This is a genomic window from Pseudomonas ekonensis, from assembly GCF_019145435.1.
In the GTDB taxonomy this organism is placed as follows: Bacteria; Pseudomonadota; Gammaproteobacteria; order Pseudomonadales; family Pseudomonadaceae; genus Aquipseudomonas; species Aquipseudomonas ekonensis.
The window spans coordinates 157,571-174,987 of sequence record NZ_JAHSTS010000001.1; the positions used below are offsets into that span (position 1 = coordinate 157,571).

The 17,417-nt window shown below is 66.7% G+C and carries 15 protein-coding genes; 7 read left to right on the top strand and 8 right to left on the bottom strand.

Annotation, left to right across the window (positions count from 1 at the left end):
* Positions 1-83 precede the first annotated feature (83 nt).
* Positions 84-413 (top strand): DUF1820 family protein, encoded by a 330-nt coding sequence (locus KVG96_RS00830; protein ID WP_085584007.1) that lies wholly within the window; start codon positions 84-86, stop codon positions 411-413.
* A 41-nt stretch (positions 414-454) separates the two neighbouring features.
* Here KVG96_RS00830 and KVG96_RS00835 read toward each other — a convergent pair whose 3' ends face one another.
* From KVG96_RS00835 to KVG96_RS00850, 4 genes are all read right to left on the bottom strand, one after another.
* Positions 455-1,009, bottom strand: a complete 555-nt coding sequence (locus KVG96_RS00835; RefSeq protein WP_085584009.1) for a tetratricopeptide repeat protein — start codon at positions 1,007-1,009, stop codon at positions 455-457.
* Between the two features lie 226 nt (positions 1,010-1,235).
* On the bottom strand, positions 1,236-2,519 hold the full coding sequence (hemL, locus tag KVG96_RS00840) for a glutamate-1-semialdehyde 2,1-aminomutase (protein ID WP_085584011.1): 1,284 nt from the start codon (positions 2,517-2,519) through the stop codon (positions 1,236-1,238).
* A gap of 17 nt (positions 2,520-2,536) precedes the next feature.
* Positions 2,537-3,160: a thiamine phosphate synthase gene (gene thiE, locus KVG96_RS00845; protein WP_217890466.1), complete on the bottom strand. Its 624-nt coding sequence runs from the start codon at positions 3,158-3,160 to the stop codon at positions 2,537-2,539.
* Positions 3,161-3,220: 60 nt separating this feature from the next.
* The gene (locus KVG96_RS00850; RefSeq protein WP_085584015.1) at positions 3,221-4,018 is read right to left on the bottom strand and encodes a hydroxymethylpyrimidine/phosphomethylpyrimidine kinase; all 798 of its coding nucleotides are present in this window, start codon (positions 4,016-4,018) and stop codon (positions 3,221-3,223) included.
* A 303-nt stretch (positions 4,019-4,321) separates the two neighbouring features.
* Between KVG96_RS00850 and KVG96_RS00855 the strand changes: the two genes are divergently transcribed.
* The 4 genes from KVG96_RS00855 to KVG96_RS00870 all read left to right on the top strand — a co-directional run bounded on the left by KVG96_RS00855 (position 4,322) and on the right by KVG96_RS00870 (position 10,821).
* The gene (locus KVG96_RS00855) at positions 4,322-6,676 is read left to right on the top strand and encodes a hybrid sensor histidine kinase/response regulator (RefSeq protein ID WP_217890467.1); all 2,355 of its coding nucleotides are present in this window, start codon (positions 4,322-4,324) and stop codon (positions 6,674-6,676) included.
* Between the two features lie 96 nt (positions 6,677-6,772).
* The gene (locus tag KVG96_RS00860) at positions 6,773-8,422 is read left to right on the top strand and encodes an acyl-CoA dehydrogenase family protein (protein WP_217890468.1); all 1,650 of its coding nucleotides are present in this window, start codon (positions 6,773-6,775) and stop codon (positions 8,420-8,422) included.
* 191 nt (positions 8,423-8,613) lie between these two features.
* Positions 8,614-10,113 (top strand): AMP nucleosidase, encoded by a 1,500-nt coding sequence (gene amn / locus KVG96_RS00865; protein WP_170930001.1) that lies wholly within the window; start codon positions 8,614-8,616, stop codon positions 10,111-10,113.
* A gap of 72 nt (positions 10,114-10,185) precedes the next feature.
* The gene (locus tag KVG96_RS00870) at positions 10,186-10,821 is read left to right on the top strand and encodes a pseudouridine synthase (protein WP_225927195.1); all 636 of its coding nucleotides are present in this window, start codon (positions 10,186-10,188) and stop codon (positions 10,819-10,821) included.
* On the opposite strand, the gene KVG96_RS00875 is transcribed toward KVG96_RS00870, so the two are convergent.
* Both KVG96_RS00875 and KVG96_RS00880 read right to left on the bottom strand, forming a co-directional pair.
* Positions 10,816-11,025, bottom strand: a complete 210-nt coding sequence (locus tag KVG96_RS00875) for a DUF2788 domain-containing protein (protein ID WP_016773053.1) — start codon at positions 11,023-11,025, stop codon at positions 10,816-10,818. The two genes, KVG96_RS00870 and KVG96_RS00875, sit on opposite strands and share 6 nt — an antisense overlap.
* A gap of 231 nt (positions 11,026-11,256) precedes the next feature.
* Positions 11,257-11,736 carry an Lrp/AsnC family transcriptional regulator gene (locus tag KVG96_RS00880; protein WP_007909658.1) on the bottom strand — a complete coding sequence of 160 codons (480 nt, stop codon included), beginning with the start codon at positions 11,734-11,736 and terminating at the stop codon, positions 11,257-11,259.
* Positions 11,737-12,184: 448 nt separating this feature from the next.
* On the opposite strand from KVG96_RS00880, the gene KVG96_RS00885 reads away from it, so the two are divergent.
* Complete coding sequence (locus KVG96_RS00885) at positions 12,185-13,252, top strand: DUF6515 family protein (protein ID WP_217890469.1); 1,068 nt, start codon at positions 12,185-12,187, stop codon at positions 13,250-13,252.
* A gap of 189 nt (positions 13,253-13,441) precedes the next feature.
* On the opposite strand, the gene KVG96_RS00890 is transcribed toward KVG96_RS00885, so the two are convergent.
* The gene (locus tag KVG96_RS00890) at positions 13,442-14,335 is read right to left on the bottom strand and encodes a cation diffusion facilitator family transporter (protein ID WP_217890470.1); all 894 of its coding nucleotides are present in this window, start codon (positions 14,333-14,335) and stop codon (positions 13,442-13,444) included.
* Positions 14,336-14,354: 19 nt separating this feature from the next.
* Positions 14,355-14,774 carry a periplasmic Zn2+ metallochaperone PmcY gene (pmcY, locus tag KVG96_RS00895; protein ID WP_217890471.1) on the bottom strand — a complete coding sequence of 140 codons (420 nt, stop codon included), beginning with the start codon at positions 14,772-14,774 and terminating at the stop codon, positions 14,355-14,357.
* A 109-nt stretch (positions 14,775-14,883) separates the two neighbouring features.
* Here pmcY and hrpB point away from each other — a divergent pair, with 109 nt between their 5' ends.
* Entirely contained in the window at positions 14,884-17,403 is a 2,520-nt protein-coding gene (gene hrpB / locus KVG96_RS00900; protein ID WP_217890472.1) for an ATP-dependent helicase HrpB, read from the top strand.
* The last annotated feature ends 14 nt before the right edge of the window (positions 17,404-17,417 follow it).

Below are 17,417 nucleotides of genomic sequence, written 5' to 3' on the forward strand. Positions count from 1 at the left end.
CCCAAGGTTCCTACCGCTGCGCGACCGGTGCCTGTGCTATAGTTTGCGCCCTCATTTTTGCCCCGATGTGTTCTCCGTCCGCCATGACCAAACGCGAAGCTCCGATCTACAAGGTGATTTTCCTCAACCAGGGCCAGGTGTTCGAAATGTACGCCAAGCAGATCTACCAAAGCGATCTGTGGGGCTTTCTGGAAGTGGAAGAGTTCGTCTTCGGCGAGCGCACCCAGGTGGTCGTGGATCCGAGCGAAGAGAAGCTCAAGGCCCAGTTCGAAGGCGTGGTGCGCAGCTTCGTGCCGATGCATTCGATCGTGCGCATCGACGAGGTCGAGCGCCTCGGCACGCCGAAGATCAGCGAGGCCCGGGCCGGCACCGGCAACGTGATGCCGTTCCCGATGCCGATGCCTGAGAAGTAAGCCACAGCTCACTTGCCACGCTCACAGAAGATCAGCGGGATTCAGGGCAGCGGCGAGAAAGGCGTGCGCCCGTCGGCGCTCTGCAGTTCCATCAGGTATTTACGGAAAATTTGCCCGAGCACCTGGGTGGCGGTCTCGAGGTCTTCGCGGGGCATCTTCTCGGCGACTTCGTCGGCGGTGTCCAGTGCGTCCTCGGCGCCGTTGACCGCCGCCATCTTCAGCACGATGTAGGCCTGGATGTTGTTGGCCTGCACGCCTTCGCCGTGGAAGAACATGGTGCCGAGCTTGAACTGCGCCTGGGCGTGGCCCTGCAGCGAGGCCTTTTCGAAGTAGTTGAGGGCTTGGTTGAGGTCGCGCGGTGCGTTCTTGCCGTCGTAGTAGAACTCGCCCAACTCGTATTGCGCTTGCGCGTCCCCTTCGTCCGCAGCCTTCTGGCAGGCGGCGAGGGCCTGCGTGACGTCTTGCGGCTGGGTGTTGAGGGTGCAACGCCCCATCGCCGGGATCAACAACGAGTTGCCGCCTGCCTGTGCATGTGCAAGCAGCGGCTGAAGGAGCAACAGGCAGCCCAAGGCAAGGGTGCGGCCGGTGCGGTTCATGGGAATCGACTTACCTCTGAAGGGCACGCGGACCCGTCGAGGGATCCAATAAGCGCGCATTATGAAATAAGCAGGCCCAACCTTACAAAGTCTTTACTCGATTTTCTGCTGCGCGGAGCGCGTGCCGCCTGATTTGCGGGCGTTCATCGGCAAAGATGCAGGAAAAAACGCTCAGGTGTAGGCAAACGCTGACGCCGGCATTGGCCAACGTCAGCGTCAGGGCGGATTACTTCAGGGCGGCGAAGGCGCGTTCGGCGGCGTCGAGGGTCAGTTTCAGTTCCGCTTCGCCGTGGGCGATGGAGGTGAAACCGGCTTCGAAGGCGCTCGGCGCCAGGTACACGCCGCCTTCGAGCATCAGGTGGAAGAAGCGTCCGAACAGGGCGGCGTCGCTGGCCATCACATCGTCGAAGGTGACGATGTCGTCGGCGCCGCTGAAGTACAGGCCGAACATGCCGCCGGCCTGGGTGGTCACGAACGGGATGCCGGCGGCGTCGGCGCGCTGCTGCAGGCCGTCGAGCAGGCGGGTGGTGTAGTCGGTCAGCTCGGCGTGGAAGCCCGGACGGCTGATCAGGCGCAGGGTGGTCAGGCCGGCGGCCATGGCCAGCGGGTTGCCCGACAGCGTGCCGGCCTGGTAGACCGGGCCCAGCGGCGCGATGCGCTGCATGATCTCACGCTTGCCGCCGAAGCAGCCGACCGGCATGCCGCCGCCGATGATCTTGCCGAAGGTGGTCAGGTCCGGGGTCACGCCGTAGTGGGCCTGGGCACCGCCGAGGGCGACGCGGAAACCGGTCATCACTTCGTCGAAGATCAGCACGACGCCGTGGCGGTCGCACAGGCTGCGCAGGCCTTCGAGGAAGCCTGGCGCCGGCGGCACGCAGTTCATGTTGCCGGCCACCGGCTCAACGATGATGCAGGCGACGTCCTGGCCGACTTCGGCGAGCATCTTTTCGACGGCGCCGATGTCGTTGAACGGCAGGGTCAGGGTGTGCTTGGCGAACGCCGCCGGCACGCCGGCCGAGCTCGGCACGCCCTGGGTCAGTGCGCCGGAGCCGGCCTTGACCAGCAGGCTGTCGGAATGGCCGTGGTAGCAGCCTTCGAACTTGATGATGCTGTCGCGGCCGGTGAAGCCCCGGGCCAGGCGGATGGCGCTCATGGTCGCCTCGGTGCCGGAGCTGACCATGCGCACCATGTCCATCGACGGCACCAGCGAGCAGACCAGGTCGGCCATCTCGGTTTCCATGGCGGTCGGGGCGCCGTAGGACAGGCCGTGCTCCAGCTGCTTGCGCACGGCGTCCAGCACGTCCGGATGGCTGTGGCCGAGGATCATCGGGCCCCAGGAGCCCACGTAATCCACATAGCGCTTGTCGTCTTCGTCGGTGACGTAGGCGCCTTCGGCATGCTTGAAGAACAGCGGGGTGCCGCCGACGCTCTTGAACGCGCGGACCGGCGAGTTAACGCCGCCGGGAATGTGTTTCTGGGCATTGGCAAACAGGGTTTCGGAACGGGACATGATCGGGCTCTCGAAGGTCAGGATTTGAACAATTCATTGAATGCGCGGGCGCGGCGCGTCACCTCGGCGGTGCTCTCGGCGCCGAACAGGCCATGGACAACCGCCAGCAGGTCGGCGCCGTGGGCCACCAGCGGGGCGGCGTTGTCCAGGGTGATGCCGCCGATCGCGCAGACCGGCAGATGCAGCGTGCGGCGGGCCTCGTCGAGCAGGCCGAGGCTGCAGCTCGGGGCGCCGGGCTTGGTGCTGGAGTTGAAGAAGCGGCCGAAGGCGACGTAGCTGGCGCCTTCGTTCACCGCCTGTTCGGCCAGGTCGAGCTGCGCGTGGCAGGTCGAACCGATGATCGCCTTCGGCCCCAGCAGGGCGCGGGTCGGCGAGAGCGGGCCGTCGGTCTGGCCCAGGTGCACGCCGACGCCCAGACGGGCGGCCAGCTCGGCGTCATCGTTGATGATCAGGCGGGTGCCGTAGCGCTCGCACAGCTCGCGCAAGGCTTCGGCCTCGCGCAGGCGGCGGGCGTCGTCGCCGCTCTTGTCGCGGTATTGCAGGAGGGTGACGCCGCCTTCCAGCGCCGCCTCCACGTAAGGCAGAAACTTGCCCGCCAGCAGCGTGCTGTCGGTGATGGCGTACAGGCCACGTAATTTCATCGCACAGGCCTCCCGGCGTCAGGCGCGGAACATCAGGTGCGCCGCCTCAGCGGCGCTGCATCAGGCGCAGAAGTCCAGCGGCAGGCGACGCGGCACGAACTGGCCTTTGCCCAGTCGCTCGGCGTCGCGCAGGGTGCGCCAGGTGTAGTCCAGGGCGCTGCGCACGGCGCTGGCCAGGTCTTCGCCCAAGGCCAGGCGACCGGCCAGGGTGCTGGCCAGGGTGCAGCCGGAACCGTGGTAACTGCCCGGCAGGCGCTGGCAGAGGAAGGTCTCGCGCAGGCCGTCGCGGCTGTACAGGCGGTTGTGGATTTGCGTCTCGTCGCCGTGGCCGCCGGTGATCAGCAGGTGCTTGACGAACGGCAGGAGCTTTTCCGCGCACTCGTCCGCGGTGCCTTCGGGCAGCTCGGCGAGGATCCGCGCCTCGGGCAGGTTCGGGGTGGCGATGGCGGACAGCGGCAGCAGGCGTTCGCGCATGGCGTAGCCGACCTCGTCCTTGCCCAGGCGTCCGCCGCCGCCGGCGCGCAGCACCGGGTCGCAGACCACCGGCAGGTGCGGGTGCGCCTGGAGCAGTTCGACGACCGTGTCGACCATTTCCAGGGAACCGAGCATGCCCAGCTTCACCGCCGCGACGTCGGAGTCGTTGAGCACGGCATTGGCCTGGGCCAACACCCACTCGCGGTCGAGGACGCGGAAATCGGTGACGTTGACCGTGTCTTGCACGGTCAGGGCGGTGACGGCCGGAGCCGCATGGCAACCCTGGGCGAGCAGGGCTTCGATATCTGCCTGCAAGCCGGCGCCGCCACTGGGGTCGTGGCCGGAGAGACAGAGGACAACGGGGCGGGAGCTGTAGGTATTCATGGTGCGCGAGCTTACCACCAATCCCGGTGTGCGGGTTTAGTGCCGTCATCGTTCGCCGATACATTGCCTGCGGGAGGGAACTGCCGTGTCACAATCTGACCGGTTCAACAGCTCTAGCCCGGTGCTTTGCTCTGAAACGCCCGTTCTAGAGCCTCTGTGGGAAAAATTTCCATGGTGCTCAATGGCCATCAACGGCTATGCTAGAGTGGATCCAAACCAATAACAGGTAATACCGGTTTTACGTCTTCTCAAAGGGAATGGGGGGCTTCCTGACGCAACCGGACAAGCCACGCTGGGGCTTCAATGCGCTATTTGCTGATGTTGCTGTTCTGCTTGCCCCTCCTGGCGAGCGCCGTCGAGTTCGACGAATTCACCCAGAGCCTCCCCCTGGGCCGATCCCTGCAAGTGTTCGAAGACCCGAGCGGTCAGGCGACCTTCGCCGAAGTCCGCGCGCAAGACGCTGCCGGCCGCTTCAAGCCGCACGACAAGGCCACGCTCAACGCCGGCTATTCGCGCTCGGCGTTCTGGCTGAAGATCGACCTGCATTACCGCCCGAGCAATCCGGCGGCGCAGCGCACCTGGCTGCTGGAGCTGGCCTATCCGCCGCTCGACCACCTGGACCTCTACCTGCCCGATGCGACGGGCGCCTACCGCCTGGCGCGCCAGACCGGCGATGCCCTGCCGTTCGCCAGCCGCGAGATCCGCCAGAACAACTACCTGTTCGACCTGGCCTTCGAGCCGGGCCAGGCGCAGACCGTCTACCTGCGGCTGGCCAGCGAAGGCTCGATCCAGGCGCCGGTGACGCTGTGGTCGAGCACCGCCTACCTGGAAGACCAGCCGGTGCGCCTGTACGTGCTGGGCATCATCTATGGCGTGCTGCTGGGGATGCTGGTGTACAACCTGTTCATCTATCTCAGCGTGCGCGACACCAGTTACCTCTATTACATCTTCTACATCGCCTCGTTCGGCCTGTACCAGCTGTCGGTCAACGGCGCGGCGGTGGAGTACTTCTGGCCGGACAACCCGTGGTGGGCCAACGCCGCCACGCCGTTCTTCATCGGCTGCGCGGGGCTGTTCGGCAGTCAGTTCGCCCGCAGCTTCCTGCAGACCAAAGACCACAGCCGCTGGCTCGACCGGCTGCTGATCGCCCTGATCGCGTTCGGCGCGGTGGTGGTGGGCCTGTCGCTGATGACCAGCTACGGGCTGGCGCTGCGCCTGGCGACGACCCTGGCGCTGACCTTCACCGTGGTGATCTTCGCCGCCGGGATCCTGGCCTGGTGGCGCGGCCTGCGGGTCGCGCGCTATTTCATCATCGCGTGGTCGGCGTTCCTGCTCGGCGGGGTCGTCAACACCCTGATGGTGCTGGGCGTGCTGCCGAACGTGTTCCTGACCATGTACGCCAGCCAGATCGGCTCGGCCATCGAAGTGGCGCTGCTGTCGCTGGCCCTGGCCGACCGCATCAACGCCATGCGCGAGCAGCAGGCCCAGACCTTGCTGGAGGCCGGCCAGAAGCTGGAAGTGCTTAACCAGCAACTGGCCCACAGCAACAAGCTCAAGGACGAGTTCCTGGCGACCCTGACCCACGAACTGCGCACGCCGATGAACGGTGTGATCGGCTCGCTGGAACTGATGCAGACCGTCGAGCTGGATCCGGAGCTGGAGCAATACCAGCAGACCGCCGCCGGCTCCGCCCGGGACATGATGCGCATGGTCAACGGCATTCTCACCCTCACCGAACTGCAGGCCGGCAAGCTCAAGGCGACGCCGGGCAGCTTCAGCCTGCGGGGGGTGATCGAGGCGTTGCGGGTGCAGTTCGACGGCAATGCGTCGAGCAAGGCCCTGGATTTCAAGGTCGATGTGTTGCCGACCTTGCCGGATCGCCTGCAGGGCGACAGCGGCAAACTGGCGCAATGCCTGGAATGCCTGCTGGACAACGCGATCAAGTTCACCCGGGTCGGCGGGCTGGCCTTGCGGGTCACCGGCAAGCCGTCCCAGGGCAACCGGTTGGCGCTGTCGTTCGCGGTGATCGACACCGGCATCGGCTTCACCGACCTGGGCGAGGCGACGCTGTACCAGCGGTTCTTCCAGCTCGACGGCTCGATGACCCGGGAGTACGGCGGCCTGGGCGTCGGCCTGGCGATCTGCCGGCAACTGGTCGAGCTGCTGGGCGGCAAGCTCACCCACCGTTCCGAGCCGGGGCGCGGCAGCCGGTTCCAGCTGGACGTCGAATTCGAACTGCCGGCGCTCGAGCCTGCCCCCGCGTCGCCGCGCAGCACGGACGGCACACGGGTGCCGCAGGACTGCACCGTTCTGCTGGTGGACGACAACAGCGTCAATCAACTGGTCATGCGCGGCATGCTGCTCAAGCTCGGCTTTCGCGTGCGCACGGCCGACCATGGCGAGGCGGCGCTCGAATGCCTGCAAAGCGAAACGTTCGACGCGGTGCTGATCGATTGCCAGTTGCCGCCGTTGAACGGCGCGTCGTTGTGCTGCCGGATCCACGACCTGCCCGGTTGCGCCCATCTGCCGGTGTTCGTCCTGGCGCTGGGGGCCGAGCGGGAACACTGTGCGGCGGACGCGGTGATCGACTATCTGGGCAAACCGGTGAAATTCGAAGAGTTGCAGGCGGCGCTGGAGCGTCGGGTGTTGTGTCGCTGATAGGGTGAAACCGCCGAGAGTTCGGCGTAAATGACACTTTGTCCGGCCACGGGGCGGTGCTTAACTGAACGCCTGGCAGACAGGAGGAGCCCCGTCATGAACCTGCATCAGTTCGCCGAAACCCACGAAGTCACCAACCAGCCGCCGTCGCTGGACGGCGCCAACCTGTACCGCATCGACCTGCCGCTGCAGGAGTGGTCGCGGCGCTTCGGCGCCGGTTGGGCCGAGTCGCGGATCGATGCCTATGGCGCCCTGGCCGGCGGGCCGCTGATGGAGGCCGGGTTCCTCGCCAACCAGAACAAACCGGTGTTCGCCAGCCATGACCGCTACGGCCACCGCATCGACCTGGTGGATTTCCACCCGGCGTACCACGAGCTGATGCGCACAGCCATCGAGCACGGCCTGACGTCGCTGCCCTGGACTCACCCTCAGGAAGGCGCCCATGTGGCCCGCGCGTCGATGACCTACCTGCACAGCCAGGCCGAGGCCGGCAGCGGCTGCCCGCTGACCATGACCTTCGCCAGCGTGCCGGCGATGCGCCTGCAGCCGGATTTGGCCGAGCGCTGGCTGCCGAAGATCCTCGCCACCGAGTACGACCCGCGCAACGTCGGCATGGCCCACAAGGCGGGCGTGACCATCGGCATGGCGATGACCGAGAAACAGGGCGGCACCGACGTGCGGGCCAACACCACCAAGGCGTTCCCGGTGGGCGCCGGCGGCCCGGGCCAGGCCTATGAGCTGGTGGGGCACAAGTGGTTCTGTTCGGCGCCGATGTGCGATGCGTTCCTGACCCTGGCGCAGACCGACAAGGGGCTGAGCTGTTTCCTGTTGCCGCGCCACCGCCCGGACGACACGCGCAACCAGTTCTATATCCAGCGTCTGAAGAACAAGCTCGGCAACTGCTCCAACGCCTCCAGCGAAGTGGAGTTCCGCGGGGCGCTGGCGTGGATGGTCGGCGAGGAAGGGCGCGGGGTGCCGACCATCATCGAGATGGTCGCCATGACCCGCTTTGATTGCATGGTCGGCTCCAGTTCGCTGATGCGCCAGGCGCTGACCCAAGCCAGCCACCATTGCGCGCACCGCAAGGTGGGCGGCAAGCTGCTCAGCGAGCAGCCGCTGATGCAGAACGTGCTGGCCGACCTGGCGCTGGAAAGCGAAGCGGCGTTGGCCCTGAGCCTGCGCATGGGCCGGGCGCTGGACCGTCTGGACGACCGCCACGAAGCGCAGTTCGCCCGGCTGGTGACGGCGGTGGGCAAGTACTGGATCTGCAAGCGCGCCCCGGCCATGATCAACGAAGCCGCCGAGTGCATGGGCGGTGCCGGCTACGTCGAGGACAGCATCCTGCCGCGCCTGTACCGCGAAGCGCCGGTCAACTCGACCTGGGAAGGTTCCGGCAACGTGCAGTGCCTGGACGTGCTGCGCGCCCTGTCGAAAGAGCCGGGCGTGCTCGACGGGCTGTTCCATGAACTGGGCGACGGCCACGGCGACCCGCGCCTGGCCGCGCACATCCAGCGGTTGCAGGCGGCGTTCAAGGACACCGGCGACATCCAGTACCGCGCGCGGCAACTGACCGAAGACATCGCCCTCGGCCTGCAGGCGAAACTGTTGCTGGAGGCCGGGAATGCGGCGGTCAGCGACGCGTTCATCGCCAGCCGCCTCGATGGCGCAGGCCGGGTCTACGGCGCATTGCCCCGTGGCGTGGACGTGGCCGCCATCGTCGCCCGCTCGACGCCGCAGGGCTTCTGACCGCTATCCTCCATGCACTGCGAATCCTGTGGCAGCGGGCTTGCCGGCGAAGGCGTCAGCACGATCGGCAGAGGTCGTGAACGTTTCGGCCTCTTCACGGGCAAGCCTGCTCCCACGGTGATCTCCTTTGTTTCGAGGATTGAGGTATAGCCACAACGCCACTGTTTCCGTGACGCCGCGTTGCAGGCAAGATGAAGGCCTGCAAGACAGAACACAGGAAGCTGACCGTGACCGAAGCGTTTATTGTCGTTCAAACCGCCGAACAGGCCGTGGATCTCTTGGCCGAGCTGCACGAGCGGGCCACCACGGCGCTGAGCACGGCGCTCAAGCGTTACCTCAAGGACCGCGCCGAACCGGACGCCGCACAGCGCGCCCTGTTCCGCTACCCCGAACTGCGCCTGACCTACCACTGCCAGGGCGAAGTCCCGCAGACCACCCGCGCCTACGCCAAGGTGCAGCTGCCGGGCACCTACAGCGTCACCGTCACCCATCCCAAGGCGTTCCGCAAATACCTGCTGGAGCAGTTGACGCCGCTGATGCACGACTTCACCGTCACCGTTGAAGTGGGTGTCAGCGAGCAGAACATCCCGTACCCGTACGTGGTCGAGCAGGGCGATGAGCTGGCCGGTTCCGGCGTCACCGCCGCCGTGCTGGCGCGGGTGTTCCCGAGCACCGACCTGTCCGCCGCCACCGACGGCATCGCCGACGGCCTCTACGACTGGGAAAACACCGACCCTCTGCCGCTGGCGCTGTTCGACGCCGCGCGGGTGGACTTCTCCCTGCGCCGGCTGGTGCACTACACCGGCAGCGACTGGCGCCACGTGCAGCCGTGGATCCTGCTGACCAACTACCACCGCTATGTCGACCAGTTCATCGTCCACGGCCTTGAGCAATTGCGCCGCGACCCGCGCTTCGTGCGCATGGTGCTGCCGGGCAACGTGATCATCGAGAAGGGCATGGATCACGGCGAGGCCTCGGCCATCGCCGCCGGCGTGGTGTGGCACCGCTACCAGATGCCGGCCTACCACCTGATCGCCAGCGACGGCCACGGCGTGACCCTGGTGAACATCGGCGTCGGCCCGTCCAACGCCAAGAACATCACCGACCACCTGGCGGTGCTGCGTCCGCACTGCTGGCTGATGATCGGCCACTGCGGCGGGCTGCGTCAGTCGCAGACCATCGGCGACTACGTGCTGGCCCACGCCTACATGCGCCGCGACGGGATCCTCGACCGGGTGGTGCCGCCGAACATTCCGATTCCGGCCCTGGCCGAAGTGCAGCTGGCGTTGCAGCAGGCGGCGGCCAACGTCACCGGCGACAAGGGCGACGACCTCAAGAAACGCCTGCGCACCGGCACCGTGCTGACCTACGACGACCGTAACTGGGAGCTGCGCTGGGCCCAGGAGCGTCCGCTGATCAACCTGTCCCGCGCTGTGGCGGTGGACATGGAAAGCGGTACCATCGCCGCGCAAGGCTATCGCCTGCGGGTGCCGTACGGCACGCTGCTGTGCGTGTCGGACAAGCCGCTGCACAGCGAGATCAAGCTGCCCGGTTCGGCCAACGCCTTCTATGAGCGTGCGGTCAGCCAGCACCTGAAGATCGGCATCGAGGCGGTGGACCTGCTGCGCACCGAACTCAACTCGCTGCACTCGCGCAAGCTGCGCAGCTTCGACGAACCGCCGTTCCGCTGACGGTTTGCCGTGGCCATTTGGCGGTCGGGGCACTAGCATGGTCGGCCCTGACCGTCAGATGTTGTTTTGCCCATGTCCCGTCCCCAACGCCCCGTTTCCCGCCGCCCCGGCGCGAAGCCATCCCCGACAGCCCCTCGCCGCGTCGCCAAGGCGCCGCCGGCCGAGCCGAAGCTGATCCTGTTCAACAAACCGTTCGATGTGCTGACGCAGTTCAGCGACGGCGAAGGGCGGGCGACGCTCAAGGACTATATCGACGTGCCCGGCATCTACCCGGCCGGACGCCTGGACCGCGACAGCGAAGGCCTGTTGCTGCTGACCAACGACGGCCAGTTGCAGGCGCGCATCGCAGACCCCAGGCACAAGCTGGCCAAGACCTATTGGGTGCAGGTGGAGGGCGAGCCGAGCGCGGAGCAGTTGCAGCGCCTGCGTGACGGCGTCGAGCTCAACGACGGCATGACCTTGCCCGCCGAAGCGCGGCAATTGGACGAGCCGCCGCTGTGGCCGCGCAACCCGCCGGTGCGCTTTCGCAAGAGCGTGCCCACGAGCTGGCTGGAACTGGTGATCCGCGAGGGCCGCAACCGTCAGGTGCGGCGGATGACGGCGGCGGTGGGGTTGCCGACCTTGCGGCTGGTGCGGGTCAGGATCGGCGGATGGACGCTCGACGGCCTCGATCAGGGCCAGTGGAAGGAAGTGCCGGCGCGTTTATAGGGCGCCGGACTCGATCAGGCCGATCACCACGCTTTTGATGATGAACGCGGCCACGCCCAGGCCCAGCACGAAGAACAGGATGAACGAGCCGAAACGCCCGGCCTTGGATTTCTTCGCCAGGTCCCAGACGATGAAGCCCATGAAAATGATCAGGATGCTGACCAGGCCAGTCATCATCCACTCTTCGAACAGTGCTGGATCCATCGGACATCTCCGGCGCGTGCGGCTTGAAAGGGCGGCGGGGAGTATACGCCAAGGGCGGCGGCGCGGGGATCGGCCTGCGGCGGTGTGCCGCAGTCATCCGTCGCCTGCACCGGCGGTGTCCGGTGCACCGCCATCGCCAAACGCTGTGCACCGCAACCCCTGCAGGAGCTTGCCTGCAAGCGATGAGGCCGGCATTGCCGACATCCTGGTGACTGATCTGTTAAGGGGCGATCAACTGCGCAGGTGGGTCAACGGCAATTCGGTGCTGTTGAGGACCTGGTTGAGCACGAAGCTGGAGCGCACGCTGGTCACTCCTTCGATCCGGGTCAGGTGGCCCAGCAGCAGTTTCTGGTAGTGGTCCATGTCCGGCACCACCACCTTCAACTGATAGTCGGCGTCCACTCCGGTCACCAGGCTGCATTCGAGCACCTGCGGCAGGGTGCGGATCGCCGCCTCGAAGTTCTCGAAACGCTCCGGCGTGTGCCGGTCCATGCCGATCAGCACATAGGCGGTCAGGCTCAGGCCGAGCATCTTGCGGTCGAGCAGGGCGACCTGGCGCGAGATGTAGCCGTCGTCCTCCAGTTGCTTGACCCGGCGCGAACAGGGCGAGGGCGACAGACCGATGCGTTCGGCCAGCTCCTGGTTGGAGATGCGGGCGTCGCGCTGCAACTCCGCCAAAATGCTCAGGTCGTAACGGTCGAGTTTGCTCATCAATCTGTCCTTTGTCCTGTCTATTGCGGCGGATTATCTATCCAGGGTTAAAAATTGCGCAAGTGGTGTTTATTTGAGCAATCTTCGCAATCATCTGTCGCGGCGTCCGGCCTATCCTTATCACCAGAATCACTGCTCGGTAACACAGTCCACTGCGGCCGCCCAATCAGGCCTGCCGCGGCCGCCGCCCCCACCGGGGACGTGCCGGCCCCCGAGCTGCACCCTGTCCAGAAGACGGGTGAGGTGAGCCGACGCCACAAGCGTCGAGCCAGGACGAAGTTCTCTGAAGGGGAGGCCGACGGGGCTCCCCTTTTTCTTGCCTGCGATTTGCCTGCCTTTGCCCGTGCGCGGCTCAATAAATAAATGCCGTGACTGATAACCTGTAGCAGAACCCGGTGTGTCGATTCCCGGTCTTAGCTACAAGCCCTAACCCGCAGTGAGGAAAAGCATGAAGTCGCGCATCTGGCGTCTGGCCGGTGTTGGTGTGTTGTGTGTGAGTGTCACTGCGCAAGCGCTTGCCGATGAGTCCGATAACCACGGCCCCAATGGCGGCGGACGTGGGCCGGAGCATCAAGGCAACGGTCAGGGCCATGGCGGCAACAACCAGCCGCGCCCGCAGAACAACGAGATCATCCGTGGCGACAACAGCCGCCAGTTCGAGCGCAACGGCCAGCAGCCCGGCAATGGCCAGTGGCAGAACAACGGCCAGCAGCACGGCAACGGCCAGTGGCAGGGCCACGACCAGGACCGCAACCGCGAGCGCCCGGCCTACAACCCCAACCCGGTGCGTCAGCCGCCGCCACCGCCGCAGTTGCCGGCCAACAGCCTGCCGATCCAGCCGCGGCCCGACACCGTGCGCCAGACCCAGGAACCGCGCCCCGGCTACTACCGCGACGAGCGTCCGCAGAACGGCGGGTACCACCAGGCCTGGCAGACCGGCAACCGGCCCGACGACCACCGCTGGCCTGGCCGTCCGGATGGCCGCGGCAACGGCTGGGGGCCCGGCCCGCAGTACCGGCCGGGGCATGTGATCGACCGCTTCCCGGACCGGGACTTCCGCGTGCCGTACCGCGGCCAGGACTATTTCTATTCCGGCGGCTACTGGTATCGCCCGCAGGGCCCGCGCTACATCGTGGTCCAGCCGCCCCGCGGGATCCGCATCCAGTACCTGCCCGACTACGCCCGCGAAGTGTGGATCGGCGGCGCGCTGCTGTTCCTCGCCGCCGGCTCCTATTACGCCTACCAGGAGGCGACGCAGGACTACATGGTGGTGGAGCCGCCGGTGCAGCCGTCGCAACCGTCCGGCAACGGCTATGACGTGGAGGCCTATCCGGCCAACGGCCAGTCGCCGGAGCAAGTCCAGCGCGACGGTTACGAGTGCTATCAGTACGCGGTGCAGCAAAGCGGTTTCGACCCGCGCACCGCGACCTACCAGCCGGCGCCCGAAGTGGTGCAGGCCTACCGCCAGGCCCAGGGCAATTGCCTGAGCAGCCGCGGGTATCAGGTTCGGTATTGATTTGAGCGGCAAGCTTTCAGCCGCAAGCCGCAAGCTTTGAGCCTCAAGCCTCAAGCCTCAAGCCTCAAGCCTGAGGCTTGCAGCTTGCAGCTTGCAGCTTGCAGCTTGCAGCTTGCAGCTTGCAGCTTGCAGCTTGCAGCTTGCAGCTTGCAGCTTGCAGCTTGCAGCTTGCAGCTTGCAGCTTGCAGCTTACGGCTTGACGCTTGGCGCTCCCTTTATAGGGTCAGCATGCACCAGCACTTCGGCCCGCGGGTAGGCGGCGTGAATGGCATCCGCCGCCCGGTCGCTGATGCCGTGGGCCACGGTCAGGGTCAGGTCGCCCGGCAGTTCCAGGTGCAGCTGCACGAACCAGTGGTTGCCTGACACCCGCGTGCGCAGGTCATGGGCCCCCAGCACGCCGGGCACGGCGCAGGCCAGTTCGAGCATATGCTGGCTGACGTCCGCCGGCAGCTCTTCATCCATCAGCACCGCGAAGCTTTCCCGGGCGATCAGGATCGCGCTCCACAGAATGTAGGCGGCGATCCCCAGGCCGAACCAGGCATCCAATTGATCGAAACCCAGCCCCGCCAGCACCAGCGCAATCAGGATGCTGCCGTTGAGCAGCATGTCCGAACGGTAGTGCAGCGAGTCGGCGCGCACCGCGTTGGAGCCGGTCTGCTTGATCACCCGGTGCTGCAGCATCAGCAGCGCCGCCGTCAGCAGCAGGGAAAACACGATCACCCCGATGCTCAGCCACGGCGCGCCGAGGGGCTCGGGATGCTTGAGCCGTTCGAACGCCTGAAACGCGATCAACACCGCACTGCCGCCGATGAACAGCGCCTGGGCCATGCCGGCCAGGGACTCGGCCTTGCCGTGGCCGTAGCGGTGATCGTCATCCGCCGGCCGCAGCGCGTAATGCACCGCCAGCAGGTTGAGCAGCGAGGTGACGCCGTCGAGGGCCGAGTCGGTGAGGCCGGCGAGCATGCTCACCGAGCCGCTCAGCCACCAGGCGACGGCTTTGGCGATGATCAGCGTACAGGCCACCGCCACCGAAGCGCGGGTCGCCAGCCGCAGAAGGCGGGCGTGTTCGGGGCTGGAGGTCATGTCGGGAGCGGTTCCTTGTTCAAGCGGCCGGTTGCAGGCCGAACATCGCCAGTTGCTGGGCGCTGCCCTTGTGCCGGATCAGGCGCGGGTCGTCCAGCGGCAAGTGGCGGCCCAGTTCGTTTTCGAGGATAGCCTGCAATTTGAGGTTATCGACCTGGCCGTCCGGGCCCACCGCCTGCTTGAGCTTGGCCGGATCGACCTGGGCCGTCTTGCCCGGCTCGAAATAAATGGCGCCGGTGGTGAAGTCCACGGCGAACGCGATCAGGCCGGGGATGATGTAGAACAGCAGGCCCACGGCGTCGAGCACCGCGATGGCCGGGTCGATCTTGCCGTCGATCTGGCCGCGCCGGTCCGGGTAGAAGATCGACCCGCACGCGGTCACTTGGGTGAGCAGGGTGGCAACCAGTGCACCGCCGATCAGGCGAAAAGGTAAACGCATGGAAAATCTCCTGAATCCTCTGATGACGAAGCGTCGTCGTGTGAAGTTAAGACCCTGACGAACACCTGGCAGTTCGCCGTTATACTCGCGACTCTGTTTGGGAGCCAGCATGATTTCTTTGCCGATCGACGATGTTCTACCCGCCCTGCGTGACGCGCTGGCGACACGCCACGAAGCCGTGCTCGAAGCCCCGCCCGGCGCCGGCAAGACCACCCGCGTGCCGCTGGCCTTGCTCGACGAGGCGTGGCTGGCCGGACAGACCATCCTGATGCTCGAGCCGCGCCGGCTGGCGGCGCGCGCGGCGGCCGAGCGGCTGGCCAGCGAACTGGGCGAGAAGGTCGGCGAGACCGTCGGCTACCGCATCCGCCTCGACAGCAAGGTCGGGCCCGGCACCCGCATCGAAGTGGTCACCGAAGGCATCCTCACCCGGCGCCTGCAGGACGACCCGGCGCTGGAAGGCGTGGGCCTTTTGATCTTCGACGAATTCCACGAACGCAGCCTCGACGCCGACCTGGCGCTGGCGCTCAGTCTGAACGGTCGCGAGCTGTTCCGGGCTGAACAGCCGCTGAAGATTTTGCTGATGTCCGCAACCCTGGAAGGCGAACGCCTGGCCGGGCTGCTGGACGATGCGCCGATCCTGCGCAGCGAAGGGCGGATGTTCCCGGTGGCCACACGCTGGGGCCGGCCGTACCAGCCCGGCGAGTACATCGATCAGCGCGTCACCCAGACCGTGCTCGAAGCCCTGCACGACGAGGCCGGCAGCCTGCTGGTGTTCCTGCCGGGGCAGGCGGAGATCCGCCGTGTCCACCAGCAATTGGCCGACGCCCTCGGCGAGCGCAGCGATGTGTTGTTGTGCCCGCTGCACGGCGAGCTGGATCTGGCCGCCCAACGCGCCGCCATCGACCCGGCCCCGGCGGGCCAGCGCAAAGTGGTACTGGCCACCAACATCGCCGAGACCAGCCTGACCATCAACGGCGTGCGCGTGGTGATCGACGCCGGACTGGCGCGGGTGCCGCGCTTCGACCCAGGCAGCGGCATGACCCGCCTCGACACCCAGCGCATCTCCCGGGCCAGCGCCACTCAGCGCGCGGGCCGGGCGGGGCGTCTGGAGCCGGGCGTGTGCTACCGCTTGTGGTCGCAGGACCAGCACGAGCAACTCGCGGCCTACGGCAGTGCGGAAATCCTTTCGGCGGACCTGGCCGGACTGGCGTTGCAATTGGGCCGCTGGGGCGTGGCGCCCAAGGATCTGGTGTGGCTGGACGTGCCGCCCGCCGCCGCGTATGGGCAGGCGCAGGACTTGTTGCAGCGTCTCGGCGCGCTGGACGGCGACGCCCTGACCCGCCACGGCCAGGCCATGGCCGAACTGCCGGCCCATCCGCGCATCGCCCATCTGCTGTTGCGCGGGCAGGCGCTGGGGCTGGCGGCGATGGCGTGCGATGTCGCCGCGCTGCTGGGTGAGCGCGACATCCTGCGCGGCGCCGGCGCCGATCTGCACAGCCGTCTGGTGTTGCTGTCCGGCGAAGAGCGGGCGGCCCGCGGTGCCCTGGGCGGCGTGCAGCGGGCACGGCAATTGGCCAGGCAATACCGCGGCTACTTGCGCGGCAAAGCGAGCGAGCCGGTGGCCGACCCCGATCACCCGCGCTGGCTCGGCGCCTTGCTGGCGCTGGCCTATCCGGACCGCGTCGCCCGGCAGCGCAAGGACGGCGGCGCCGAATACCGGCTGGCCAACGGGCGCGCGGCGCTGTTCGCCGAGGCCGACAGCCTGATGAAGGAGCCGTGGATCGTGATCGCCGACCTCGGCAGCCGTCAGGGCCAGCGCGAGGAGCGGATCTACCTGGCGGCGGATTTCGATCCGGCGCTGTTCGACTCGGTGCTGGCCGAACAGGTGCACAGCGTCGACCAACTGGACTGGGACGAGCGCGAAGGCGTGCTGCGCGCCGAGCGCCAGCGCAAGGTCGGCGAGCTGATCTTGAGCCGCGAGCCGCTGACCGGTCTGGACGAATCCGCCCGCAGCCGGGCCCTGGTCAACCTGGTGCGGCGCAAGGGGCTGGAGCTGCTGCCGTGGACACCGGAACTGCGCCAGTGGCAGGCGCGTGTGGCGCTGCTGCGGCAACTGGATCTGGATGCCAAGGACGACAGCCAATGGCCGGACGTCAGCGACGCCACGTTGCTGAAAACCCTCGAAGACTGGCTGATGCCGTATCTGGGCAAGGTCTCGCGACTCAACCATTTCGCCAGCCTCGACCTGTCGAGCATCGTGCGCAATCTGCTGCCGTGGCCGTTGCCGCAGCGGCTCGACGAACTGGCACCGCATCACCTGAGCGTGCCGTCGGGCTCGTCAATCCGCCTCGACTACAGCGAACAGCCACCGATTCTCGCGGTGCGTTTGCAGGAGCTGTTCGGCCTCGCCGACACACCGAGAATCGCCGGCGGCCGACAGGTGGTGAAACTGCACCTGCTGTCGCCCGCACGGCGGCCGGTGCAGGTCACGCAGGACCTGGCCAACTTCTGGCGCAGCACCTATGCCGAGGTGAAGAAGGATCTGAAGGGGCGCTACCCCAAGCATTACTGGCCGGACGATCCGTTGGTGGCCGAGGCGACGGCGCGGGCCAAGCCTCGGGGGACTTGAGCATCGGTGCGGGG